Annotated in this window: 24 protein-coding genes; 17 read left to right on the plus strand and 7 right to left on the minus strand. The window is 42.9% G+C overall.

Going from position 1 to position 23,645, the window contains the following annotated elements; translation table 11 throughout:
- The first annotated feature begins 109 nt into the window (after window positions 1-109).
- From lpdA to glgC, 4 genes are all read left to right on the plus strand, one after another.
- Window positions 110-1,516: a dihydrolipoyl dehydrogenase gene (gene lpdA / locus ACOOFG_RS11080; RefSeq protein WP_420421535.1), complete on the plus strand. Its 1,407-nt coding sequence runs from the start codon at window positions 110-112 to the stop codon at window positions 1,514-1,516.
- Window positions 1,517-1,563: 47 nt separating this feature from the next.
- Complete coding sequence (gene lipA, locus ACOOFG_RS11085) at window positions 1,564-2,469, plus strand: lipoyl synthase (RefSeq protein ID WP_420422688.1); 906 nt, start codon at window positions 1,564-1,566, stop codon at window positions 2,467-2,469.
- Entirely contained in the window at window positions 2,469-3,368 is a 900-nt protein-coding gene (locus tag ACOOFG_RS11090; RefSeq protein ID WP_420421536.1) for a HEAT repeat domain-containing protein, read from the plus strand. Before lipA ends, ACOOFG_RS11090 begins: the two co-directional genes overlap by 1 nt.
- Window positions 3,369-3,497: 129 nt before the next feature.
- A complete protein-coding gene (glgC, locus tag ACOOFG_RS11095; protein ID WP_420421537.1) occupies window positions 3,498-4,799 on the plus strand; it encodes a glucose-1-phosphate adenylyltransferase in 1,302 nt (433 codons plus the stop codon).
- A gap of 72 nt (window positions 4,800-4,871) precedes the next feature.
- On the opposite strand, the gene ACOOFG_RS11100 is transcribed toward glgC, so the two are convergent.
- Window positions 4,872-5,552: a glutathione S-transferase family protein gene (locus tag ACOOFG_RS11100; RefSeq protein ID WP_420421538.1), complete on the minus strand. Its 681-nt coding sequence runs from the start codon at window positions 5,550-5,552 to the stop codon at window positions 4,872-4,874.
- Window positions 5,553-5,877: 325 nt separating this feature from the next.
- Between ACOOFG_RS11100 and ACOOFG_RS11105 the strand changes: the two genes are divergently transcribed.
- From ACOOFG_RS11105 to ACOOFG_RS11120, 4 genes are all read left to right on the plus strand, one after another.
- Complete coding sequence (locus ACOOFG_RS11105; protein WP_420421539.1) at window positions 5,878-6,570, plus strand: hypothetical protein; 693 nt, start codon at window positions 5,878-5,880, stop codon at window positions 6,568-6,570.
- 90 nt (window positions 6,571-6,660) lie between these two features.
- Window positions 6,661-6,921 (plus strand): hypothetical protein, encoded by a 261-nt coding sequence (locus ACOOFG_RS11110; protein WP_420421540.1) that lies wholly within the window; start codon window positions 6,661-6,663, stop codon window positions 6,919-6,921.
- A gap of 113 nt (window positions 6,922-7,034) precedes the next feature.
- Window positions 7,035-7,343, plus strand: coding sequence for a hypothetical protein (locus ACOOFG_RS11115; protein WP_420421541.1), 309 nt, complete (start codon window positions 7,035-7,037; stop codon window positions 7,341-7,343).
- 47 nt (window positions 7,344-7,390) lie between these two features.
- The gene (locus tag ACOOFG_RS11120) at window positions 7,391-8,152 is read left to right on the plus strand and encodes a metallophosphoesterase (protein WP_420421542.1); all 762 of its coding nucleotides are present in this window, start codon (window positions 7,391-7,393) and stop codon (window positions 8,150-8,152) included.
- Here the strand turns inward: ACOOFG_RS11120 and ACOOFG_RS11125 are convergent.
- Window positions 8,133-9,119 carry a hypothetical protein gene (locus ACOOFG_RS11125; RefSeq protein WP_420421543.1) on the minus strand — a complete coding sequence of 329 codons (987 nt, stop codon included), beginning with the start codon at window positions 9,117-9,119 and terminating at the stop codon, window positions 8,133-8,135. The genes ACOOFG_RS11120 and ACOOFG_RS11125 overlap by 20 nt on opposite strands.
- Before the next feature lie 309 nt (window positions 9,120-9,428).
- Between ACOOFG_RS11125 and ACOOFG_RS11130 the strand changes: the two genes are divergently transcribed.
- The 4 genes from ACOOFG_RS11130 to ACOOFG_RS11145 are packed head-to-tail and all read left to right on the plus strand — an operon-like array spanning window position 9,429 to window position 13,359.
- Entirely contained in the window at window positions 9,429-9,920 is a 492-nt protein-coding gene (locus tag ACOOFG_RS11130; RefSeq protein ID WP_420421544.1) for a hypothetical protein, read from the plus strand.
- Window positions 9,921-9,976: 56 nt separating this feature from the next.
- Entirely contained in the window at window positions 9,977-11,842 is a 1,866-nt protein-coding gene (locus ACOOFG_RS11135) for an OPT family oligopeptide transporter (protein WP_420421545.1), read from the plus strand.
- Between the two features lie 30 nt (window positions 11,843-11,872).
- Window positions 11,873-12,436 carry a type II secretion system protein gene (locus ACOOFG_RS11140; protein ID WP_420421546.1) on the plus strand — a complete coding sequence of 188 codons (564 nt, stop codon included), beginning with the start codon at window positions 11,873-11,875 and terminating at the stop codon, window positions 12,434-12,436.
- Window positions 12,433-13,359: a hypothetical protein gene (locus ACOOFG_RS11145; protein ID WP_420421547.1), complete on the plus strand. Its 927-nt coding sequence runs from the start codon at window positions 12,433-12,435 to the stop codon at window positions 13,357-13,359. Before ACOOFG_RS11140 ends, ACOOFG_RS11145 begins: the two co-directional genes overlap by 4 nt.
- Here ACOOFG_RS11145 and ACOOFG_RS11150 read toward each other — a convergent pair.
- The 4 genes from ACOOFG_RS11150 to ACOOFG_RS11165 all read right to left on the minus strand — a co-directional run bounded on the left by ACOOFG_RS11150 (window position 13,329) and on the right by ACOOFG_RS11165 (window position 16,243).
- Entirely contained in the window at window positions 13,329-14,582 is a 1,254-nt protein-coding gene (locus ACOOFG_RS11150; RefSeq protein ID WP_420421548.1) for an ATP-binding protein, read from the minus strand. The genes ACOOFG_RS11145 and ACOOFG_RS11150 overlap by 31 nt on opposite strands.
- Before the next feature lie 26 nt (window positions 14,583-14,608).
- On the minus strand, window positions 14,609-14,821 hold the full coding sequence (locus ACOOFG_RS11155; protein WP_420421549.1) for a hypothetical protein: 213 nt from the start codon (window positions 14,819-14,821) through the stop codon (window positions 14,609-14,611).
- Window positions 14,818-15,165: a helix-turn-helix domain-containing protein gene (locus ACOOFG_RS11160; RefSeq protein WP_420421550.1), complete on the minus strand. Its 348-nt coding sequence runs from the start codon at window positions 15,163-15,165 to the stop codon at window positions 14,818-14,820. Before ACOOFG_RS11160 ends, ACOOFG_RS11155 begins: the two co-directional genes overlap by 4 nt.
- Before the next feature lie 259 nt (window positions 15,166-15,424).
- Entirely contained in the window at window positions 15,425-16,243 is an 819-nt protein-coding gene (locus tag ACOOFG_RS11165; protein ID WP_420421551.1) for a hypothetical protein, read from the minus strand.
- A 360-nt stretch (window positions 16,244-16,603) separates the two neighbouring features.
- Between ACOOFG_RS11165 and ACOOFG_RS11170 the strand changes: the two genes are divergently transcribed.
- From ACOOFG_RS11170 to ACOOFG_RS11190, 5 genes are all read left to right on the plus strand, one after another.
- Complete coding sequence (locus ACOOFG_RS11170; RefSeq protein WP_420421552.1) at window positions 16,604-18,268, plus strand: filamentous hemagglutinin N-terminal domain-containing protein; 1,665 nt, start codon at window positions 16,604-16,606, stop codon at window positions 18,266-18,268.
- A gap of 47 nt (window positions 18,269-18,315) precedes the next feature.
- A complete protein-coding gene (locus ACOOFG_RS11175; RefSeq protein WP_420421553.1) occupies window positions 18,316-19,467 on the plus strand; it encodes a hypothetical protein in 1,152 nt (383 codons plus the stop codon).
- 103 nt (window positions 19,468-19,570) lie between these two features.
- Entirely contained in the window at window positions 19,571-20,062 is a 492-nt protein-coding gene (locus ACOOFG_RS11180) for a hypothetical protein (protein WP_420421554.1), read from the plus strand.
- A gap of 34 nt (window positions 20,063-20,096) precedes the next feature.
- Window positions 20,097-21,407, plus strand: coding sequence for a hypothetical protein (locus ACOOFG_RS11185; RefSeq protein ID WP_420421555.1), 1,311 nt, complete (start codon window positions 20,097-20,099; stop codon window positions 21,405-21,407).
- On the plus strand, window positions 21,404-23,185 hold the full coding sequence (locus ACOOFG_RS11190; RefSeq protein WP_420421556.1) for a ShlB/FhaC/HecB family hemolysin secretion/activation protein: 1,782 nt from the start codon (window positions 21,404-21,406) through the stop codon (window positions 23,183-23,185). Before ACOOFG_RS11185 ends, ACOOFG_RS11190 begins: the two co-directional genes overlap by 4 nt.
- Window positions 23,186-23,231: 46 nt before the next feature.
- Here the strand turns inward: ACOOFG_RS11190 and ACOOFG_RS11195 are convergent, their stop codons facing one another.
- Window positions 23,232-23,528 (minus strand): DUF190 domain-containing protein, encoded by a 297-nt coding sequence (locus ACOOFG_RS11195; RefSeq protein WP_420421557.1) that lies wholly within the window; start codon window positions 23,526-23,528, stop codon window positions 23,232-23,234.
- Window positions 23,529-23,645 lie beyond the last annotated feature (117 nt).

Here is a 23,645-nt window from a genome sequence, read left to right on the forward strand (position 1 = left end):
TCCTTTTTGATGCGAAAGGAAAAAACATCCTTTCATCACTTGTGGGGAACTGAAAAAAAAGGTAAAATGGATCTACTACGTAAAAAATATTTATGGGTAAGGAGCATCCATGGCCGAAAAACAAAAATTTGACATTGCTGTTATCGGAGCAGGACCTGGCGGATATGTTGCAGCGATTAAAGCTGCTCAAATGGGACGCAAGGTCGCACTCATCGAAAAACAATACCTTGGCGGAACTTGTCTCAACGTTGGATGTATCCCTTCAAAAGCCCTTCTATCAAACGCCCAAACTTTGCAAACCATCAAACACGCAGAAGACTTTGGGATTGAAGTCGGCAAGGTTTCGTTTGACTACTCAAAAATGAAAAACCGAAAAGATCAAGTTGTTGATAAAATTCGCTCGAGTTTAGGTGGTCTGATCAAGTCAAATGGGATCACGATTTTTAACGGACATGCTGAATTTACAGCGCCAAATGAACTCAAGGTACGCGGCGAAGACAATGCAATGATTCAAGCAGATAAGATCATCATTGCAACAGGTTCTGAACCTGTCGACATTCCAGCTTTTCCGTGTGATCACAAACTCATTCGCAACTCCACATCAATTTTAGAATTAACTGAGCTGCCAAAATCCATTGCAATCATTGGGGGTGGCTATATTGGATGCGAATTCGCCTCTCTTTTTGTAGAGCTCGGCGTTAAAGTCACCATCATCGAAGCGTTATCTTCCATCGTCGAAGCCCAAGGAAAAGTGATTTCCGAGCACTTAACCAAAGCATTTAAAGCGCAAGGCATCGACATCAAAACAAGTACAGCCGTTGAAAAAATCGACAAGAAAAAAGACGGCGTCGTGATCCACCTCAAAGGAGGCGACAAATTAGAAAGTGACATGGCCGTTGTTTCTGTTGGTCGGCGACTCAACTCTGAAGGGCTCGGACTTGAAAAAGCTGGCGTAGCCGTAGGCCCACGTGGCGCAATCGAAGTCAATGACAAGCTTGAAACAAGTGTTCCTGGAATATATGCAATTGGCGACATCACAGCCATCGCAATGCTTGCACATGTTGCTTCTCACCAAGGACTCGTCGCAGCAGCAAACGCGTGTGGCCAAGAAGCGAGAATGCACTACAGGGCGATTCCTGCGGTGATCTTTACAAGCCCTGAAATTGCAACTGTCGGAGTCACTGCTGAGCAGGCTTTAGAAGAAGGAGCCCAAATCAGTGTGGGAACCTATCCTTTCCAAGCTCTGGGTAAATCGATTGCTACAAATGCAGTCGAAGGATTTGCTCAAGTCATCTCAGACAAGAAAACTGGTGAGATTTTGGGAGCGCAAGTCGTTGGCCATGAAGCCTCTGTTTTAATTGCTGAGATGGCACTTGCGATAAACAACGAACTCACACTAGACTGCGTCATAGATACCATTCATGCGCACCCAACGGTGCCAGAGGCATGGCTTGAAGCGGCTCTCCTTGCAAATGAGACGCCCATTCACTTTCCGCCGAAGATTGGAAAACGGTAACGATGACAACAAACGAGCTTTTTGATAACCGGCCTAAAAACCGGAAAATCAATCGCCTTCCAGAAAATCCTCAGGAAACGTCTAAAGGACGCTTTCCTAGTTGGCTGCACCGCAAACTTCCCCGCGGAAGCGCCCTTGTTGAAACCAATAAGGTCCTGAAAAAAAATGGATTAAACACCGTTTGCGAAGAAGCGAAATGCCCCAACCGACTCGAGTGTTATTCGAATCATACCGCTACCTTCTTAGCACTTGGAAAAGCCTGCACCCGCGCCTGTGGTTTTTGCGATATCGACTTTTCTAAAAACCCCAAGCTTCCCGAAAAAGACGAACCCGAAAGGATTGCACAATCTGTTCTAGAGCTGGGACTTGAACATGTCGTCATCACAATGGTAGCACGCGACGACCTCGCCGATCAGGGAGCTTCTCACATAGCTGAAATCATCCATGCTATTCGAGCTAAAAAACCTTCAAGCACTATTGAGGTACTGACATCTGACTTTTCAGGAGACGAAAAGGCTCTTGATCTTGTCATTGAAGCCCAGCCTGAAATCTTTAACCATAATATCGAAACAGTGCGCCGGCTCACTCCACGTGTCCGTCATAAGGCACTGTATGATCGCACACTTTGCGTTCTTCGCTATGTCAAAGGAAAAGTCCCCTTTGTGAAGTCGGGAATCATGGTTGGACTAGGAGAACGTGCTGAAGAAGTCGAAGAAACGATTGACGAACTCTATGGAGCAGGGTGCGACATCATTACTATAGGGCAATACCTGCAACCCAACCACAATAAAATCACTGTGAAATCCTTCGTGACGCCAGAGCAATTTAAGGCTTACGAAAACTATGGACACCGGATTGGGGTGAAGTACATGTACTCGGGTCCGTTTGTGCGCTCTAGTTACAACGCGCGCTTACTCAAAGACAAAGTATTTCAACAAGAAGAGACAAATTAATGGAAGCACCTCATACTCCTGTGATCGATGCAATTGATATGGAAATTCTGATGCATCGTGATGCCCATTTTGGAGGCAACTTCGAAGTCATGATTGAGTATTATGAACAAAATGGTGTGGGAGTCATGCCCGACTTTGAAGTTCAGCAAATTAAACAGTTGCAAAACTTAGAGCACGAGCTGCAGCAAAATCTTTCAGATCTCTACCTCCCCGAACCTGCAAAAAAAATTGTCGATGATAGTCAAAAGCTCTATCAATCTCTTCGTGATGTCTATTCAGGAGATGCAGAAGATAAAATGTCGATTCTTATCAGCGACCTCATTCTTTCCGAAGAAATGACACCCCAAGCTGAGATTGAAGCAATCGTCGACCAAAAAGAAGTTGCTGTTCCCGCCCTGATTCACCTTCTCTCCTCTCCTTCTTTCTACGAACCCATTTTTCCAGGTTATGGGAGAGCTCCCATTTTTGCAGCTAAATGTCTGGGCCTTATTCAAGATGAAAGGGCTATCCCTCCCCTTTTTGAAGCAATTGGCCAAGAAAACTTCTTCACGGATGAAGAAATCATCTACGCTCTGCGCGCCTTTGGAAATCAAGGAAAAGCCTTCTTGATCGACCGACTCAAGGCTAAGCCCTTATCTAAGGATAACGAACATGCAGCAATCGCCCTAAGCTCTTTTCCCGAAGATGAAGACATCGCCAAAAGTGCGCTCGAAGTGTTGCAATATGATGAAATTTTAAAACGTCCAACCTTAGCCACTTACTTGATCTTTGCTTGCCACGATTTGACTGATGTCAATGATCAACAAGCGTTTATCAACGTCTCTAAAAAAGAAGGCCTCTCCAAAACCCTACTTGATGAAATGCAAATCATCATCAGGAACTGGAAAAAAACAACTTAGGCGACTTTTTTTATAAATATTCCATTCTGTATTGATTTATCTTTATTTCTTAAATATAAAGCGAATTAGGAGAAGTTAATTATAAGACATAATTAACTCGTAATTAATTCACGCTTAATCGATTTTGTAATGGTCAATACGAGAAAAAAACGCTCAGACCCTACGGCCCGAGTTGCTTGCATCATTTTAGCCGGAGGCCAAGGAACGCGCCTCTATCCACTGACTTCATCGCGGTGTAAACCCGCCGTAAGCTTTGGTGGAAGATACCGCCTGATCGATATTCCGATTTCCAACTCCCTTAACTCCAACATGAACAACATCTTTGTCATCTCACAGTACTTTTCTTCAGGCCTCAACCAACATATTAAAGACACCTATCAGCTCGACCAATTTCAAGGAGGTTCGTTAACCCTCCTGAATCCAGAAGAGCGCCCTGGCGAAGAAAAAATCTGGTATGATGGAACAGCCGATGCCGTCCGTAAAAACCTCGAGCATTTGACCAAACTCCCCATTGATTACTTTCTGATCCTTTCAGGAGACCAGCTTTACAACATGGATTTAGAAGCAATGGTCGCCTTTGCAAGAGAAAAAGACGCCGATCTCACAATTGCCGCTCTTCCCGTTTCAGAAGCCGATGCCCCACGCTTAGGGCTACTCAATATTGACGACGACGCAACCATTATCGATTTCCACGAAAAACCTAAAGATCCAGCAATTCTCGATCGCTTCCAACTCTCTGACGCCTTTATAAAAGCGCAAGAGATCAAAGGAATTGAGCCACCATGTTTTCTCGCTTCGATGGGGATATATGTCTTTAAGAAGGATGTTCTCATCAAACTTCTTCAAGATGATCCGGGTGAAGATTTCGGAAAGCACCTAATTCCAACCCAACTTAAACAGGGTAAAGCTAGTGCTTTTCTGCACCAAGGTTATTGGGAAGATATCGGAACCATTTCCTCATTTTATCAAGCCAACATGGCTCTGACAACTTGCAGCCTCGGACTCGATTTCTACAATGAAGTGCTTCCAATTTACGCACATAATCATTACTTGCCAGGCGCACGCCTAGCCGCATCCAAGATTCAGCATTCAATTGTCTGCGATGGTTCGATTATCGAAGCCGATGAAATCGTCAACAGCGTCATCGGAGTGCGGTCTGTGATTGAAACCGGAACCATCATTCATGAGTCGATTCTCCTTGGAAACGCATATTACACCGCAACAACCCCCGACGATCCAGTAAAATTTCATGTTGGGAAAAACTGCACGATTAAGAAGGCCATAATCGATGAAAATGTGATCATTGGTAACAACGTCACCCTCACCAACGAGAAAAACCTCGATACCTATGATGGGGACGGAGTTTTCATCCGAGACGGCGTCATCATCGTCACCAGCGGAGCCCACATCCCCGACAACTTCGTCCTTTAAACCCTCTATTGATAGACTTTCTCTTTCAAATTCTTTCTTTTTTACATCGGATTTAAAACATTGTACGTTGACTTAGTCCTGAGGTTTGTTTTGACCCTTCCTCAAATATTCCCAGTAAGAGGTCGGAATGTCCATCGCACGCTGCGTGGCCTCCCTTGCATCCATTCGCTCAAACCAAGCTTGGAGATATTCTAAGCCATCAATTGGAATATTTGCCTTAGAATAGGCCCGCGCCCACGGATATGTTGCAATATCAGCAATGGTAAATTCATTATTCACGAGATAGGTACGGCCTTCAAGATGGGTATTTAAAACTTCAAACAAGCGACGGCTCTCATCCACATAGCGCTTGATTGCAAATGGATTGTTCCCCCCGTTTTTTGGAGCAATATGTTGGAAATACATGGCTTGCCCCATCATAGGACCAATACCAGACATTTGAAACATCAGCCATTGGAGCGTGCGGGATTTTTCATTTGTTTCAGCTGGCAAGAACTTCCCATATTTTTCAGCTATGTACCATAGAATCGCACCTGATTCAAAGACAACAAAGTCATTGTTTGAACGGTCAACAATTGTTGGAATCCTGCCGTTTGGGTTAAGAGCCATATAATCCTTGGATTTTTGCTCCATTTTTGAGAAATCAATTACAGTCAGATCGTATTCGATATTTGCTTCTTCTAGAAAAATAACAGGCTTCCAGCCATTCACGGCGGTTGCAGTGTACAGGTGAATATCCTTTTTCAAGCTCATGAATTTCCTTCTACCGTTCAATACTCAAAATCATTTTTATTAAGCCATAGCAAGTAAAAGTCAACCATTGCCACTAATAAAAACATTAGCATCGTCACCAGCGGAGCCCACATCCCCGACAACTTTAAACTATAAACTAACCCCGCATCTTTATTATAAATTTACAATTTTCCATAAAAAATTAACTATCTTTATTTTAATACCCAAAAATATTGAAAAAAACACCCTCCCCGTGATTACAATAGACTCGCGAGGGAAGAAAAAGATCTTTATCTCGAGGGATTAGACTGCAGACTCTAGAAATATATAACGATGGAGTAAGCTTATGTCTTCTGAGATCAATCAAAACTTTATCAACAACTCCCATTTATTCTCTATGGGAGCAGTGGTTCTGCCGATTCTTGCGACTTATCTCGATCCAGATGAAAAATACATCTATCACGAAACGATTGACAAAATAGCTAAGCCTGCAATGTATATTGGAAGTGCTTTAGATTTTTATCTTCGCGCAACTTCCCCAGCACCTTTTGCTTTTAATATTTCAAGTTTTGTTCTTTCAAAATCACTGTTTTTCACAGCAAAACATCTTTACTGCAATCATATCGACTCGATCAAAGAACGTTGCAAGTTCATGGAAAACACACCCGGTCTTCGAGAGATCAACGAATTTGCCACAAAACATCTCTCCGCTAAGTGCATTTGGGACTTTGCTAATTATTGGTTTGATGCGTTCACTTCAATTTGGTTTTTCAAATCCTTGCTCAATGAGCATACACCTGAAAGCTCCCCTCAAATCTCACTCCCCTTCTGTGCCGTAGGAGCTCTTGCTTCCAATATACTGATTCATAAATCTGTTGAAGTTTTAGACCCGAAGCGCAAGTGGGCCCAGCAAGAAGTCTTAGATGATTTAAGTTGCACAGTGCAAAATACATTTATGACTCTTCTTTCTTGCGGAGCTTTACTGACATTATTGCCACCCGGAACAGACACAGCGCTGCCCATTACACCAATCTATTGAAATAGGTGTTGACCTAATTAATTGAGAAAAGCTGGGTTACTCATTAAAAAAGCCCCAAACAAAGTTTGATTTATTAAAAAAGGAGAATTCATGAGCACACAAATCAATCACCCTCTAGACAACTTATTAGTTACACATGCCCCTCTTTTATCTTTTGGGGCTTTGGCTTGTTTATCGTTAACTTCTCAGGTTGACCCAAAGGAAAAATTTCTTAATCATAAGAAAGTGGACACACTCGCGTTGGCCATTATTGGCGCCAGCACTGCTATCTCTCTTTGTCATTTCGCCACTGCCCTAGATATAACAACGACTATTCCAACCTATTTATTTTTAAATTTAACTTTCTTTTAGCAAAAACTATCGCTCCGCGTATCCTATCTCTGATTACACCAGAAAAATCTAGTATCTACACAGAAAAAGCTCTTGAAATTCTAACTAACTTGGGGTCATGGTTCGGGCATGTCTTGAACAAGGGTGAGGATATACTACTCATTAAATACTTAATTACAGCTCATCAAGAAGGCAATGCTCCTAATATTTCTCCGCTTCTTTGTTTCATTGGTTATGGATTTTCTACTTTAGAAAAACCAGTACAATCATACGGAAAAATTTTGAGTCAAAACTACAATTTGATCGACCAAAAAGTCTTAAAAGATATCGATCACACCATCCAATCGATCTTCTTTACATTCATGACTTGTGGAGCTTTCTTGCATTTGCTTCCAGGAAAGCAAATTGAGGCAACCCTAGTACCTACTCATTTAATCCACTGAAATAGGTGTTGACCGATTAAGTAGATTCGGTTTTGATCATAGGGCATATGACGATTTGGGTTTTATCAGACTTACACCTCGCAATTTCAGTACCAGAAAAAACCATGGAAGTCTTCGGCTTGCCATGGAAAGACTACACGCAGCGCATTGAACATCACTGGAAAGAAGCTGTTGGGCCTGACGATTTAGTTCTCATTCCAGGAGACATCTGTTGGGCTCATAAGATGGAAGAAGCCATGGTCGATCTGAAGTGGATCGATGCATTGCCTGGAACAAAAGTCATTCTTAAGGGAAACCACGACTATTGGTGGCCCTCGGGAAAACGACTGAAGGAAATGCTGCCCCCTTCGATTCACTATGTCTACAATAATGTGTTCAACTGGAATGGCGTTTCCATTGGTGGCACGCGGCTATGGGATTCGAGTGAGTATAATTTCGATGAGATCATTGAGCAAATTGAAAACCCGTTTGAAAAGAAAAAAACGGAGGAAGAAATTGCTGAAGAAAAGAAGCAAGCGGTTAAAATTTTTGACCGGGAACTCGAACGGCTCAAACTTAGCCTGTCTCAACTCGATCAAAACGCGAAGTTGCGCATTGCCATGACGCATTACCCGCCCATTAGTCATGATCTCAAGGACTCGCGCGCTTCAAAAATTTTAGAAACATACAAGGTGAACTATTGTGTGTTTGGCCATTTGCACAATGTGAAAAAAGAGGCTCCAATCTTTGGAGAGAAAAATCAAATCTTATACGTATTTGCTTCAGCAGATTATTTGGGATTTGATCCCCTTATGCTGGCGACAGTGTGAGCATGTGTTTGAGATGCAGGAATATCTCGTCATCAGGATCGATAGGGTGAGAAGGATCCTTGCTTTGACGGTCTTCTAAAATTTGCCGGACGACTTTTTCTTCTTTTTCTTTATCAAGGTAATCAAAATAGTCTTGGATCACGTTCAAGAGCTCACGCAAGTCATCTTCTGTTTCGAGATTTTCGACGGCCATATTAAACGACGTCATAAATTGCTCATTTTCTCCAATAAAAACGAGGAAATGCATGAGCTCAAAAAGAAGATGGATGTCGTTGTCTTCCCTTAGTGTTTCAAGCAGCCGTGCTGCCATAATGTTTGCCTCATCAACGTCCGCTGCAGCCATGACGCGAATCCTTAAGAAGTCAAACCAACGCTTGTTTTGAATGTAAGGATAAAAACCTTCGAGTAGTTCTGACGCATACAAGTCATTTTCAACGTCGAGTTGGTGCGCTACATATTCATAAATGAACACCTCTAAGTCGTGGCAAGAAAAGCGGGATAGCATTTCAAACCCTTCTTCAGCATCTCCACCTTCGTCGACATTGTCATCGAGAATTTTCTGCAAACTTACAAGCGCAGCTTGCAAGTCTTCTTCATGCTCCAACTCTCCATCTTCGTATTCTTCAATTAAGTGATCGATTTCATCGCAAAAAAGTGAGAGAGATTGCTTATGAGGAGAAAGACGGCGCCAAATTTCAAAAAGACAGAGAAAAATCTGCTCATGCGTCGCAAAGTCTTTTTCAAGATAGAGCACATCGGTTAAATCTTCTGGAGAATCGCTCTCTTCAATGTAGAGAACAAAATGGTCTTCATCGAGGAAAATCTGAAAGTTCTCTAAGCGAGAAAATAACTCTTCAAGAGAGAGATTCCGATAATCCTCAACTTGCCAAGCTTCCACTTCCAGCTGGGGATTTCTTTTCAAATTCATTTGAAGAAGGTTATAAAGTGCCCGACCTTTATATGCCATAAAAGCAAATTCTCTCAGTATCCGTTATAATTTAACCAATTAATACAAAATATTAATTAATAAAATAAAAAATATGCTGCAGGAGTTAATTTTAACTTATTTGAAAGATATACGTCAAACCTAAGTTGCGATTTAGTTATTTCTTATTCATGGCTTATTTTAATTTTTTTTTACGACAGAGAACACAGAGTGAGGATTCATTAGATTTTCTCTGTGCCCTCCGTGTTCTCTGTGGTGGAAGAAAGTATGAGAGAAAGTGAGATGAAAATAGGTGGCAACTAAGCTCTTGCCTAGTTTAAACTTGTCTCTATGAAAAAGCGGCCGTTTATTTTATTGGAACTTTTTATTGCTCTAGCACTTGTTGCATTGTTCTCCTTGCCGCTAGTGCATGGACAGTTTTTCTATGCACGTGAGCAAAAAAAACGCCTGCTTGAAATCGAAAAAGAACTGAAAGCAGAAGAGTGTTTTTACAGAGTTTGCGAAAAACTGACAGCTAAACACCCTCTCCATAAAATCTCCGGTAAAAGCGTCAACGATCCCTTTTCATTCGACGATAACAAGATCTCATTTGATTTTGGGCTCCTTGGAAAGCAAACCTACTATTGGCACTATCATCTTTATTCCAACGTGGCCCAAGAAAAAGACTGCCGTAAATTGCGCATCAAAATTTGTTTTCTCGAAAAACGGAATGAGAAATGTGAAACATCGGCAAAATTTGCCGATGCGGAGTACGGCTTCATTCTAACAACTAGAGAGTGTCGTCTCGAGACGACACTCTCTAAAGACGCATCAAAAAAGTAGAAGAAAAATCGATGTAATGGCAAAACAAAAATTTAAACTATAGCTTTGTTTTGCACATGAAAGATCACCTTGCGGACTTCAAACCTTTTGTAGCTTCTTCTGAGCGTCAAAAAGAGTTTTCATGGCGTGCTATTTTTCTCGGAATCATTCTCAGCATCTTTTTTGCGATTGGCAATGCTTATCTTGGATTGAAGGTAGGGATGACCATTTCCGCTTCTATTCCAGCAGCAGTCATGTCTATGGCCATTTTACGCTCGTTTTTTCGGAATGTGACGATCTTAGAAAATAACATCGTGCAAACCGTGGCAGCTGTTGGTGAAGGATTAGCAGCGGGAGTGATCTTCACGATTCCAGCCCTTTTTATTCTTGGAGACAGACCCCCTGTACTCAACATCTTTTTGATTTCAGTTTTAGGAGGAATTCTCGGGGTCCTATTCATGATCCCTATGCGCCGCTACATCATTGTTCAAGAACATGGAGTCCTCCCCTTTCCCGAAGGAACTGCTTGCGCCGAAATTTTAAAAGCAGGTGAAAAAAGTCAACCGAACGCCATTCTCGCTCTCTGGGGTATCATCATTGGAGCGGTTTACAAAACCCTCAATGGAGCCTTTTATCTTTGGAATGAAACGATGAACTTCGTCATCAAGCCGTACGAAAAAGCTGTCTTTGGCATGGACGGCACTCCTGCATTACTTGGTGTCGGTTATATCATTGGGCCACGCATCTCAGCTGTCTTATTTGCAGGTGGAGCTCTTGGCTGGTGGGTATTAATTCCTCTTATCAAGATGTTTGGAGAAGGGATGACCGCAGTCTTTCCAGCAACAACTCCCATCTCTCAAATGACCTCCGAAGATATCTGGTCGAATTACATTCGGTACATCGGTGCAGGAGCTGTAGCTGCAGGAGGACTGATCACCCTGTTTCGCATCATTCCTGTGATCCGCCGTACCATGATCGAAATGTTCCGAGAAATCTTCCACCTCTTCAAAAGGAAAAAAAGAGACGTGGAACGGACCGATCACGACATTTCTCTTTCCTATCTTTTGCTTGGATCACTAGCGATCATCATTGCGCTTTGGGCTTTTCCAGGATTCCACTTGAATATTGTCACCATTATTCTCTTAGTGGTTTTAGGGTTTTTCTTTGTCGCCGTCACTTCCATCACGGTCGGGATTGTTGGTAGTTCATCGAGTCCTGTTTCGGGAATGACAATCACAACCCTTCTGATCACATGTCTCATTCTACTAGGATTAGGATGGACCTCACGTGTCTATCTCTTAGGAGCCATTACGATGAGTGCCGTTGCCAATATCGCCATTGCCCTTGGATCGACGACGTCTCAAGACCTGAAAACCGGATTCTTGCTCGGAGCAACTCCCCGCTCTCAGCAAATCGCTGAAATTATCGGCCTCCTTCTACCGGCAATTGCGATCGGATTTACCGTTTACCTTCTCGATGATGCCTATAAATTCGGAAGCACCAAACTCCCAGCTCCACAAGCCACGCTGATGGCGCTGATTGCAAAGGGAGTCATCCAGCAGCAGCTTCCGCTTACCTTAGTGATCATTGGCGTCGTGCTTGGATTTCTCGTCTACTTCATGCGAGTTTCCGTCCTTGCTTTCGCAATAGGACTTTATCTTCCCATTTCACTCAGTACAAGTGTCATGTTTGGTGGGCTTGTTCACTTAATTTTTGAGCATTTTTCTCGAGATGAAAAATCTCTAGGACGAGGCGTTCTCTTAGCTTCCGGACTCGTTGCAGGAGATGCTTGTATGGGAGTGATTGTCGCTCTGATGGCTGTCCTTGGTTGGATCCCCGCCTCTAAATCGGGTTTACTCAACGATTGGTTTAGTTTAGCTTTCTTCATCGTCCTCAGCCTCTTCCTGGGCTTCATGTCTTACAAAAAATTTAAAGCTAAGTAGAAAAACCCTTTAGCTTTTATCATAGGAGCCATGAAGAAACGATCGTTAACCCTGATTGAAATCATGATCGCCCTTGGAATCGTCAGCTTACTACTTGCTGTCATGTTTCCCCATTTTCGAGAAACAATGCGCATGAAAAAGCAAATCGAAATCGAAAAGTCTTACGTCTTTGCGAAAGCTCATGTCCAAGAAAGGCTTGCCACCTTGTTTTCTAAAACCACGCACTACTTCAAGACCATTCAGGAAAAAGATGAGATATTAGAGCTGCAGTTCAAATTTGACAATGGATATGACGATGACAAAAACTTCCGAGGAGACGTGACTGGTTATCTTTGGTGCGACAAAGGAACGCTCCGCCTTAAAATTTCCGGAAAAAAAGAGGCGGTGCGTGAAGAAATACTTCTTGAAGGAGTTAAAAATGCTTGGTTTGATTTCACGAGCGTTAAAGAAGGCAAATTCGACACCTCTTCTACTTGGGAAAAAGGAGGCATTCCGCTCTTTTTTGTTTTAAATGTGAGTTTTCAAGGTAAAAAAGAAGATGCATTTTACTTTCGCCTCAATACGAAAAATCGTTTAGAGTACCCCGGCTTATGAATATTCTTCCGCTTGTGATCACCTTTCTTCTGATCTTTGGTGCGATTTCGATTTCATTTGTTGCGAGCCAGGCAGGAGACAAAACAGAAGGACTCGCCTACCAAGGTCGCATCCGCGCCATTAGACAAGCCTATAACGAAGTCGAAGAAGACATGTACGATCAGCTCAAAACGTCTGATGGCCCCAGGAAAACATCAGCCCAAACTTCATCTAGTACGAATGAAAATACTCCTGAAGAAAAACCTTACTTTCGTCTGACGCGTATGGGCTCTAAACATGGTGCGCTTAACTTAGCTCTCCTAACAGAAAAAAATCTCGACAATGAATGGCTTAGGGAAAAAGCCATCCAGTATCTCGAAGAGGTTTACCAAGACGCCTCGTTTGTTCAAGAACTCAAAAACCCGAAGTGGGCAAGTGAACTTCTCGATTATTTTGTCGTCGCGCAAAAAAAAGCTCTAAAAGAAACTCAACAGTTTGTCCCACTTGAAAAGCTCGTTCCTGAAGGGCCTCTTCAGGAATTTTATCCCAAACTCATTCGGGGAACAAATAGTTTTGATCCGATTCAAGGGAAAGGTTACCTTCCACTTGAGCGGTGCATCACCTTTAGTAAGCGGCACCCCAAACCGATCAACTTCCACTTTGCAAACCCTAAGTTACTCACGGTTTTTTTAGGAGCCGAAACAACAGAGAAGATTATGCGCTTAGAGTGGCCAGGAGGGCATCCGAGAAAAGAAGTTCGCAGCTTAAAAGGCTATGCGCTCACAACTGAAGAGTTAAAAACCCTCCTAGGAGAGCGATTTGACGAGCGGATACAGCGGGTATTTGATGGGGAGTACCACGTGAAGGGCAAATTTTCCAAGCAGTCTGTCGACCCAAAAACTTTTATTTCAGCTCAAGTCGTCGAAGAGTCAAGCCCAGAGTAATGCATCACTGTTTGCAAAGCTTTGTGAAAGGTCATGAGAAACTCTGTTCCCTCTCCTTCTTTTGAGGACACTTTAATGCTCCCTTCATGCTTATTCACAATGGTTTTAACGATCGATAGGCCAAGCCCTGCTCCGCCAAGACGGCGTGAATGGGACTTGTTCACTGTGTAAAATCGCTCAAAAATGCGAGAGACATCTGCTTCAGGAATCCCCATTCCCTTATCGGCAACAGAGAGTCGCACTTCTTCTGGTCGATCTTCAATCGTGATGGTCAAATCTGCAGGCTCTGTTGAATACTTCACCCCATTCTCAAGTAAGTTCATGAGAGCAAGCTCTAAGAGATCCGGATCAGCTGGAATGGAAATGATTTCCTTATTTTGAAGTGCCTGGATGTTAATATCAGGATGAACCGCAAGGAGCGTATAGATACAATTGTCGACAAGTGCCACGAGATCACATTCCTGCAACCTTGCTTGTGGCAAATAATCGAGATCTGTCAGGGTGAGAAGGTTTTTAACCAGTTGATCCATCCGTTGACAGTTGCGGACAATTTTTTCTGTAAAGTCTTGGAACATCGCCTCAGATACTTCGGGCATTTCGCTTAAGGTTTCCGCAAACCCTTTAATGATGGTGATTGGGGTCCTGAGTTCATGAGATGCATTGGCAACAAAGTCTTTTCCTAGTTGATGCTTTTGATACTGTCCTGAACTATCTTCCAATAAAATCAGAAATCGCCCAATTTCAGGTAGAGGTTTAACGACGAGATCTAACGACTTTTGATCCATTCCTTCAACGCAATAGGAAAATGATTGTTCATGGCCTGTTTCTTTACATCGCTGAAAAAGGCGCTGACATTTTTTGAGAAGCGAGGAGTGCTTCAATTCCTTCAGTTCTTGTCCCACCAGCTTCGACTTCGACAGCTTGAGATACCGCTCAGCTTTTTGGTTAAAGTAGAGGATACGCCCCTTTTCACTTATGAGAATCACCCCAATAGGGAGAGCTTCAAAAAGGTATTGATGTTCTTTTCTTCGTCGCATCCGTTTTGGGTGAATGGATGTCCAAGTTGCCTGAAAAAAGAGAAACACTCCTAAAAAAGTGACAACAAAGACAACGAGAAAAAGGGTCCAATCTTCAAATCCCCCTTTTTTTGCCGGATAAAAACACAAAAAACTTGCGACGATTAGAAGGAATAGAAGCGTAAGAATTTTTTTTGTGTAAGTCATTCCTCAGATGGTACCAGAGGGGGAAATTAATTGCGATTGAGCACCATTTCCCCGTGAATGAGTGAAATAAACACAGAGTTCAGGTTACCTAGTATGACCGCATACTCGCAGCTCGGCTTATCGTCTTGATTCACACGCATGCACACAGAGCAAGACCATCCCTCTTTAGGTGTTGTCAACGCGTGCAGGCTTGCAAAGCTCGTAAAAGTTAAGAGTAAGGCCAAAGTGATCTTCTTCATAACTCTCTCTCCTTTTCTAATCTCGAAAGTCGCCTCTCTAATGACTCAAACCGATTTTTTAGGTTTTCATCATAGGCTTCAAGTTCGAGGAGGCGCCTTTCATGTGCGTCCAATTCTTGTTGGATATCTAATTCTTTATAGAAATTGTTTTTCTTATGCAAGGCTTGATCAAGCAGTTTTTTTACAGTCACTTCGCCTCTCGTATACTTTTCAATCTTGTGTGCAAGTTGTAGCGAGGGCTTTCGTTCCCCCCGAAGAAGTTGATACAAATAGGAGGGAGAAATTCCTAAATCTGCTGCAAATTTTTTAACAGTAAGATTCTTCCTAAATAAGAAATCTTTCATTTCGAAATCCGTACATATGTTCCATCTAGGAATGATAAAAAATTTTAGGCTTTTATTATTGCATAAAATTTATGCAACTTGCACAGGAAGAATATTTGCGAAAGATTTTTACTACAGAAAAGTACAGTTTAGACCATTACGTCTTGTATTATTTTTTCACCCCATAGCTCATAGAGAGAGCTACAAAACTTCTCTATGATCTCTGGGGTAAAACTAATTTGCAGGCTTAAGAAATATAATCCCTTACAGTCGAACGATGCTAGCATACTTCTTCTGTGGTCGACTTTTCGCGAAACTGATCGAGATAAAGAAGCACACTTTTAACGGCTAAAGGAATCAGCATAGCTGTAGTAGCCGCAATAAGTGGGTGAATCCCATATTTTTTCAATCTGCCAAAATCAGAACTCGAGCTTGGATTTGAAGACAAAGCTGATAAAGCATAGGTTGCATCTCCTAGAGCACTAATAAAAGCTGAAGCTTGGAGATAAGAGCCCATTTGTCCTCCCCAATAATGGCCGACAACCAAAGCGGGAATATTTAGAAGTTGCGTCGCAACTGTCCCTGCTGCTGCAACGACAGCTTTGGCATTTTCACTCCCTAAACTCTTGCCCCAATCTGTCAAATAACGGGAACTCTTCCAATGTGTGATGCCGCCAATTAACGGAAAGACCTCAATTGAGGGGTGTGCCTTTTCGAACAAAAGCTCAATTGCAAGATAGTGTCCACTTTCATGAATGAGGACTTGCCTAGTTGCCAGATCAAGACAGGAAAAAGCTAGCGCTGGAGCATAAGAGATATAATCCCATAAATCAGGCATTTCAAGACCACACTCATTGAAAAAAAGATGCATCGTTCTGAAGTAGATATTAATGACTGTGACAGCAACTGGAAGAATCGCCAAAGTGATCAACCCAGCATTTGTCGTGACAAAAAAACTTGTGACTGCGCAAAAAGTGATACCTAGACAGGCATCTCTAATTGCAGGGAGAGCAACTTCCTGGATCATTTTTTCACGATTTGCTTGAACCCACTCAGGAAGTGAAGGAATTTCTTTAGAATTAACGGGTGGAACTAACATACAACACACCTTAAAAAGGTGTTATTATACGAACATATTTAATTAACATAAACCGAACTATTTATTTTAAAAAACTATTAAAATTTATTATTCTGACTTCCTTTAATTGATTTTTTCGTAGCTTGCTCAATGAGTTCTGAAGCATCAAAAAATTCGAAAACCCATTCAATATCTATTGTAAAAAGTAGAAAATCGAAACATTTTTTAGATACTCGAAAAAAGTTTGATGTGTTCATTATTTAACTTAAATTATTAACTGTTAATGAATAAAAATTGTTGTATTAAAAACCGTCCTATACAAAGCGGTAGATTAAAAATTCATTTTGATATTAGTGTGAGCATATAACGTACGAGATTCATATGAAGCCTTACTTATTTGCTTTTCTTATTTCTTCTATTACGGTTTGGGCGCAGCCTTCAGGCTTTGAAAGTATTGAGGGCGGAGCCTCTTACCATATTGACGCGAATGGTGCCCATATCATTCAAAGTGGAAATCAAGCGATTGTACATTGGGATACGTTTTCTCTTGGGAAAGGGGAATTTGCCAAGTTTCTTCAACAAGATGCTCAGTCTGCCATTCTCAATCGTGTAGTAGGAGGCTCACTCAGTAAAATTTACGGACACATTGAATCCAATGGTAAAGTCTTTATCATTAATCGCGCTGGAGTCCTGATTGAGCCTGGAGCAACGATAAATTGCGCGGGTTTTCTTGCTTCCACAGCAAACATCTCAGATGAAGTCTTTCTCAACGGAAAAGAAATGCTCTTTAAAGAGTATGGAGAGGGAGAAATTATTAACCTAGGAACGATTTCTTCTCCAACCGGAGATGTTTTGATCCTTGCCAAGCACGTTGAGAATTTGGGATCCATTTACGCCAAATCTGTTTTTCTTGCCGCAGATACCGAAGTCCTATTAAAGCCAGAAGGACCTGTATTCATTCAGCCCACCTTTGATACAACACTCAAAACAACGGATCCCTATGCCATTGCCATGAAGATGGAAGGAGAAGTGATTGCACAGAAGATCGATAATCAAGGCGGTAAAATTTTTCTTGTTGCGGACAAAGGCAAAACGGAAGTCAATGGCGTTCTTGCGACATCAGGGGGAATGATTCATGTTTTAGGTGAAGATGTCGCCATTTGTGACAAAGCGCAAATTGACGTTTCTTCTGATCATGGAGCAGGAGAAATCCTCATTGGGGGAGATCTCCAAGGAAAAAATCCTCAGATCAAAAATTCCTCGCAGACTATTGCACACAAAGGCGCTGAGATCCACGCCGATAGCTATAATGCAGGTGATGGAGGAAAGATTATTCTTTGGTCTGATGGAGACACTGTTTGCGATGCGACCCTTTCAGCAAAAAGCTATGGAACAACTGGAAATGGAGGCTTTGTTGAGGTCTCAGGAAAAGAAAGCATTGCCATTTCCACTCATCCTGACTTGAGCGCCGAGAACGGGAGCTTTGGAACGTTCCTAATGGATGCAGGCTCTATAATCATTGATCATAGTAACTCAGGCGGTCCTAGCACATATGGAGACCAGTTTATCATCACTCAGCTCCAAAGCTCAAACTACATGCTTGATACTGGTGAAGGAGCTTATTCGCTAACGATCCAAAACCCTGCAACTATTACATGGAGCGAGCCTACCTACCTGGAGCTGATAGCGGGGCGAAACATGATCATGCAGTCAGGAACCACAATCCAAAGTGACTCCACTGCAGGAAACCAAGATGCCATTCGGATGACAGCAAATGCTTCGGGCGCTGGTAATTATATTGGAATCAACATTGAAGGAACTGTTCAGTCTGCAAGTAACGATATCCGAATCACAGGGACTGGAGGAGACGATGCTGGCTCTAGCCAACACGGAGTCTCAATCGTTGGCGGAACCGTTTCCGCAACAGACGCAGGAAATATCATTATAAATGGAACGGGTGGCCCTGGTGCAATTGGAACCGGCAATATAGGAGTTCTTATACTGTCAAATGCAAAAGTCTCTGCTAACTCTGGAATATTTCCCTAACAGGTCGTGGTGGAGCAGATGGAACCGATAACAACTTTGGAATCCAAGTGCGAGATACCGATACAAAAGTTTCTACGGTGGGTGGCAACATCACACTCAATGGAGTAGGTGGCGGCAGTGGAGCGACTAATTATGGAATTGAAACACAGTCTGGCATGATTGACTCTCAGGGGGGAACCATTACTCTCACTGGAACAGGTAGCACTTCTGCGACTGACAGCGGCAATATAGGAATTCTTCTACGGTCAGGTACAGTCATCTCTACCTCTGCTAACCCCGGAAACATTGCCCTAGGCGGGGTTGGCGGAACATCTGGAACTGATAACAACTTTGGAATCCAGTTGCGAGATACCGATACAAAAGTTTCTACGGTGGGTGGCAACATCACACTCAATGGAGTAGGTGGCGGCAGTGGAGCGACTAATTATGGAATTCAAACCCAGACTGGCATCAAGATTGAATCTCAGGGAGGAATCATTCGGCTTGAGGGGACAGCAAGCCCCACGGCTACAGGCGATGGTAATACAGGAATCGAGCTGAGCTCTGCTTCTGTAGTGACGAATACGACTTTTCCTGGATCTATTATTCTTTATGGACTTGCAGGACCTAGTGCAAATAATAACTCCTATGGCGTCTTGCTGTGTGATGCCAATACCATTGTGTCTACTTCCACTGCAGAGATTGAAATCACCGGAGATGGACAAGGGTTGGGAACAGGAAACCATGGTATTTTTCTACAATCTGCTGAAGTCTCTTCGACAGGAGGAGGGATTTTGTTTAACGGAGTAGCCAGTCAATTTGGAACAGGTGATAGCACTATGGGTGTTATCCTCCGCTCTAACTCTATCCTCTCAAACACCACCGGTGAGATCAATATAGTAGGGACAGGAGGAACAGGTACAGACAGTAACTTTGGAATTTTCCTTCGAGATGGAGGAACAAAAGTTTCAACAACAACAGGAGATATTTTCTTTAGGGGACTTGGTAAAGGTACAGGAACGCTTAACCACGGAATTGTAACACAAACAAACGCAGAAATCTCCTCAACGAGAGGGTTGATTTATTTTGATGGAACCGCAAGCGAGACAGCAACAGGTAGCACAAACGTTGGGGTTTATTTTAACACACCGAATGTCATAAATGATTCAGGCTTTTACTATATATGGAGAAGGAGGGACTCTAGGAGATGGAGCTTGTGACGGTATCTATATGACTAACAACGGTCAGATCTCCTCTGGGAGAGCTGTCAATTTAATAGGTACTGGGGCTGGGGCAAGTGGCAATGAAAATAATGGGATTCGTATGACGTCGGGCACACAAATCTCGTCAACGGGGGGAAGCATTGAGCTATCCGGAGATGCAACTAGCTCTACTTCGTCTGGTTCTTCAAATCGAGGTATTTACATCGATCAAACAGCCACGGTTTCCAATACAACAGGGCAGATTCTCCTAATCGGAAAAGGATCCCCTGCTGGAACTGGAAGTTGTGAAGGAATTGCAACAAACGATTTAAACACGGCAATCACAACAACAACTGGGGACATCACACTACGAGGCTTTGCTGGTGGCTCAGGAGGAAACTCTAATCATGGAGTATTCGTTACGAATCAATCACAAGTTGCCTCTCAAGGAGGAAACATCTTTTTCTTAGGCGATGCCAGAACCAGTACTTCTACAGGAGCCTCAAATAGAGGCATCGATGTAGAAGGAGTCGCCACGGTGTCTAACACTTCAGGAAACATTACTTTTTTTGGCTTTGGAGCTCCAACTGGAGTCATATGGAGTCATAAGTAATGCCGGAGTTTTCTTAAACGATCCTGGAACATCCGTGACCACAACAAGCGGAAATATCGCTTTAACTGGAGTCGCTGGGGGCTCAGCAGGAACAGGCAATAACGGAGTCTTTATGACCCAAAGCGCTCTTGTTTCATCCACTTCTGGCGCGATCCTTTTAGCTGGAGTCGGCGGTGTCAATGCTCTATCCTTAAGCAATCACGGCGTTCAAATCGCAGCAGGCAGCATGGTCACAAATGGTTCTGGTAGTATTACTCTGACAGGAGTTGGAGGAAGAGCCGGAACAGGGCAGTGCAGTGGTGTTTTAGTTGAAAACAGTGGAACAACTGTATCAACAACAGGAGGAAGAATCGCCATAGGAGGCATTGCAGGAGGCTCTACTGGGAACCAGAACTCTGGAGTTGAGATTACAGACACAGCATCCGTCACAACTCCTTCAGGAATCACAATCACTGGAAGTAGTGGCCCCTCTTCTGCTTCAAGCTTTGGAGTCAATATCAATACCGTTAGCACAACCGTTACGGCTGGCGGAGGATTACGCATCATAGGTCGTGGAGGGGCAGGCAGCGAAAACGGTATTTTAATCCAGCAAGCAACTGTGACAGGATCCAGTTCAATTTTCGGAGAATCTTTTAGCGACATCATTCTCAATGAAGGAGCAACGATTTCTTCCGCAGGCTCAATCAACTTTACCTCTTCACGAGACTTGATCATTCAAGGTGCCAATGCAATTGCGACTGACACAACAGTTTCTGCTGGAGGAAACCTTGACTTAATCGCGGGTCGTGACCTTTCATTCCTCAACGGCACTCTATCAATCCCCATTGTCACAAGTAGTGCAAATATGACTTTGGTTACAGATAATCAATTCCCGAACTTCCCAGATCGAGGAACAGGTCAGCTATTAGTCGAGTCCGATGCAGTCATCACAGCCCCAGGAGAAATGCGGGTATATACTGTACGACGCTCACAAAACACTTTCGAAACAACCTTAAACGGGGGCACTTTCACGCCAGGTCCTTTTGGAGTGGATACCAACACAGAAAAGTGGGTTCTCTACTATCCCGACGGCTCTTATGTTGGACCCTCTTTCACAATCTATTACAAAATAGGGGCGTATCTATCAGATAGCTATACGATGAGTCGCGTCATTGGACAATTTACAAACTTGCTTCCAACAATTCAATTTGGACAATTTCCCTCTCCGGGATTTACTCGCTCTCATGTTTACCATGGACATTATTGTCCGTGTTCTTCTCCCTTTGCGCCCTATCGCGCTTTCATTTTTGAAGATGATATTTTTTGGACAGATAAACCCGACTTTGATACAAAAATAGCCTTATGAGATTAAATAACACGGCCTTTAAGCAGCTTCTTCCTAGCAGCCTCCTAATCATACTCACACTTTTTGGCTTATGGTGTACAAGTTTAGAGGCCAGTTCTATAAGTGACACCATCTACACTGGCAAAGATAGTGAGTCAGACAGCTCCCACAAGCTTGAAGCGATTGTTTTAGTCCCCAGAAAAGAAAATCTCTTATCAGAAAAAAAGTTAAAAGACGTTGAAGGCGTTGAAATCCTTGACTTAGATATTCCAGGAGGCGCATCTGGTTTAGCTCAAAAACTCCAGAAGATCTATCAGCAAAACCCTCTTTCCATCGAACTCATTGATGAGATCAAACAAACTGTTGCCACCTACTTCAAAGACAATGGACGTCCTGTTGTCTTTGTAAAAGCTCCTGACCAAGAACTGACCTCAGGAAAACTCCAGCTCATTGTCACAGAGTCTCAAGTTGGAAATGTTTCTGTAACAGGAAACAAGTATTTTTCTAACAACTGTTTGCGTGATCAAATTAAAGTCAATTCTGGGGAGCCTCTTGATGAAAAAGAGCTCATTCGCAACTTAAACCTCATCAACCGCAATCCTTTCCGGCATGCTGATATGATGTACCTTCCCGGCACAGAACCCGGAATTACCGACATCACCTTTCATATTGCTGATCGTAGGCCCTACCGTTTTTACGCCGGAATTGAAAACACAGGAGTCGAATCTACTGGCAGAAACCGTCTCTTTGCCGGTGTTAATTTTGGGAACATGTTTTGGAGAGGAGATGTGTTTGGTTATCAATACACAACTTCTGATGATTTTCACAGGTTTCAGGCTCATACGATTCAGTACACAGCAGGACTTCCCTGGGGTCACCTTTTAAACATCTTTGGAGGGTACTCTTCCGTCAATACTAAGCTCGCAGTGTTTGCAGAAGGAGTTTTGCTTGCCGATGGATCCACACGCGTTGTTGAACGCTCCATTAAAGGGGATGGCTATAGTGGCCAAGCCAGTGCACGCTATATCATTCCATTTTTCCTAGGGCGTTACCTTATACACGATCTCATCATCGGTTTTGATTGGAAGCGCATGAATAACCGAACGATTTATGGCGGGCCCATTCCCATTGCTGGAGACAATGCCACACTCACTCAATTTGTCCTAGGCTATGCTGGTGACTACCAACGCGACAGCTTCCGCCTCGACTTTGAAACCAACCTATTTTACTCTCCAGGAACCTGGCTTCCCGACCAGACGAATGAAGACTACCGCAGCCTAACCCCGAAAGCCAAAATGAATTACGTTTACTGGCGAGGAGCCTTAATTTATCTCCAAAAACTTCCCTTAGACTTTTCCCTTCGTATACGTGGTGAAGGGCAAATCTCTAGCCAAAACCTTCTTCCTTCAGAAGAATATGGTTTAGGAGGGTATAACACAGTCCGAGGATATGACGAGAGAGTGGTAAACAAAGAAAATATTTTCCTGTTAAGCACTGAGTTTCGTTCACCCCCACTACCAGTCATCAGCAAAAAATGGCGCAAAGCAACCGATGCTCTTCAAATTCTTGTCTTCCTTGACTATGCCGTAGGACGCAACAAATTTTCCTTTTTTGACTCTGGCACTTCAGAACCATTTCCTAAGCAGACCCAATGGCTTATGGGCGCAGGTCCAGGGTTAAGGTATACATTAGATCCTTACTTAACAGCGCGTTTAGACTGGGGATTTAAAATTCATAAGAACAGTGTCATAGGAAAACAATCACAAGTTGCCCACTTTTCTGTCACAGCCAGTTATTAAAGACTGTCATTACATGGACATATCGAATCAAAACAAACAGAATTATTTATTTTAACGATCCACTAAAAGTTATTATCCTGATATCTCCAATTAATTTTTTAATTTTTTCCGTAGCTTGCTCAATGCGTTCTGGAGCATCGAAAAACTCCACAACAAGTGGCAGGCTTAGCGAAAGACTTAAAAATTTAGAAGCTTGAACCTTTCCTCCTTTTTCAAACCCCTCAATCCCCCTAAAGACTGTGACATGGGCCACTTTGACGTCATCGTGTAAGACCTTCAAGACAGACTCTAAATGGTGCTCCGACTCGGTCATGTAAACGCGTGCGATTAAAATGTTGGACATGAACCTATTCCAAGTTAAAGATTTTTGAGATTTCGTGAATTTTTGAGCAGATTTTGGCGCTTTTCACTGAGTCACATTGTCCATGAGTCAAGGGCTCAGTGAAAAGCGCCAAAAGAT

The organism is Simkania sp. (genome assembly GCF_965215465.1).
GTDB lineage: Bacteria > Chlamydiota > Chlamydiia > Chlamydiales > Simkaniaceae > Simkania.

What these genes read in the sequence shown, in the direction of transcription:
- lpdA (WP_420421535.1), top strand. Translation starts at nt 110, where the DNA reads ATGGCCGAAAAACAAAAATTTGACATTGCTGTTATCGGAGCAGGACCT.
- ACOOFG_RS11090 (WP_420421536.1), top strand. Translation starts at nt 2,469, where the DNA reads ATGGAAGCACCTCATACTCCTGTGATCGATGCAATTGATATGGAAATT.
- glgC (WP_420421537.1), top strand. Translation starts at nt 3,498, where the DNA reads ATGGTCAATACGAGAAAAAAACGCTCAGACCCTACGGCCCGAGTTGCT.
- ACOOFG_RS11100 (WP_420421538.1), bottom strand. Translation starts at nt 5,552, where the DNA reads ATGAGCTTGAAAAAGGATATTCACCTGTACACTGCAACCGCCGTGAAT.
- ACOOFG_RS11105 (WP_420421539.1), top strand. Translation starts at nt 5,878, where the DNA reads ATGTCTTCTGAGATCAATCAAAACTTTATCAACAACTCCCATTTATTC.
- ACOOFG_RS11110 (WP_420421540.1), top strand. Translation starts at nt 6,661, where the DNA reads ATGAGCACACAAATCAATCACCCTCTAGACAACTTATTAGTTACACAT.
- ACOOFG_RS11120 (WP_420421542.1), top strand. Translation starts at nt 7,391, where the DNA reads ATGACGATTTGGGTTTTATCAGACTTACACCTCGCAATTTCAGTACCA.
- ACOOFG_RS11125 (WP_420421543.1), bottom strand. Translation starts at nt 9,119, where the DNA reads ATGGCATATAAAGGTCGGGCACTTTATAACCTTCTTCAAATGAATTTG.
- ACOOFG_RS11130 (WP_420421544.1), top strand. Translation starts at nt 9,429, where the DNA reads ATGAAAAAGCGGCCGTTTATTTTATTGGAACTTTTTATTGCTCTAGCA.
- ACOOFG_RS11135 (WP_420421545.1), top strand. Translation starts at nt 9,977, where the DNA reads ATGAAAGATCACCTTGCGGACTTCAAACCTTTTGTAGCTTCTTCTGAG.
- ACOOFG_RS11140 (WP_420421546.1), top strand. Translation starts at nt 11,873, where the DNA reads ATGAAGAAACGATCGTTAACCCTGATTGAAATCATGATCGCCCTTGGA.
- ACOOFG_RS11145 (WP_420421547.1), top strand. Translation starts at nt 12,433, where the DNA reads ATGAATATTCTTCCGCTTGTGATCACCTTTCTTCTGATCTTTGGTGCG.
- ACOOFG_RS11150 (WP_420421548.1), bottom strand. Translation starts at nt 14,582, where the DNA reads ATGACTTACACAAAAAAAATTCTTACGCTTCTATTCCTTCTAATCGTC.
- ACOOFG_RS11155 (WP_420421549.1), bottom strand. Translation starts at nt 14,821, where the DNA reads ATGAAGAAGATCACTTTGGCCTTACTCTTAACTTTTACGAGCTTTGCA.
- ACOOFG_RS11160 (WP_420421550.1), bottom strand. Translation starts at nt 15,165, where the DNA reads ATGAAAGATTTCTTATTTAGGAAGAATCTTACTGTTAAAAAATTTGCA.
- ACOOFG_RS11165 (WP_420421551.1), bottom strand. Translation starts at nt 16,243, where the DNA reads ATGTTAGTTCCACCCGTTAATTCTAAAGAAATTCCTTCACTTCCTGAG.
- ACOOFG_RS11170 (WP_420421552.1), top strand. Translation starts at nt 16,604, where the DNA reads ATGAAGCCTTACTTATTTGCTTTTCTTATTTCTTCTATTACGGTTTGG.
- ACOOFG_RS11180 (WP_420421554.1), top strand. Translation starts at nt 19,571, where the DNA reads ATGACGTCGGGCACACAAATCTCGTCAACGGGGGGAAGCATTGAGCTA.
- ACOOFG_RS11190 (WP_420421556.1), top strand. Translation starts at nt 21,404, where the DNA reads ATGAGATTAAATAACACGGCCTTTAAGCAGCTTCTTCCTAGCAGCCTC.
- ACOOFG_RS11195 (WP_420421557.1), bottom strand. Translation starts at nt 23,528, where the DNA reads ATGTCCAACATTTTAATCGCACGCGTTTACATGACCGAGTCGGAGCAC.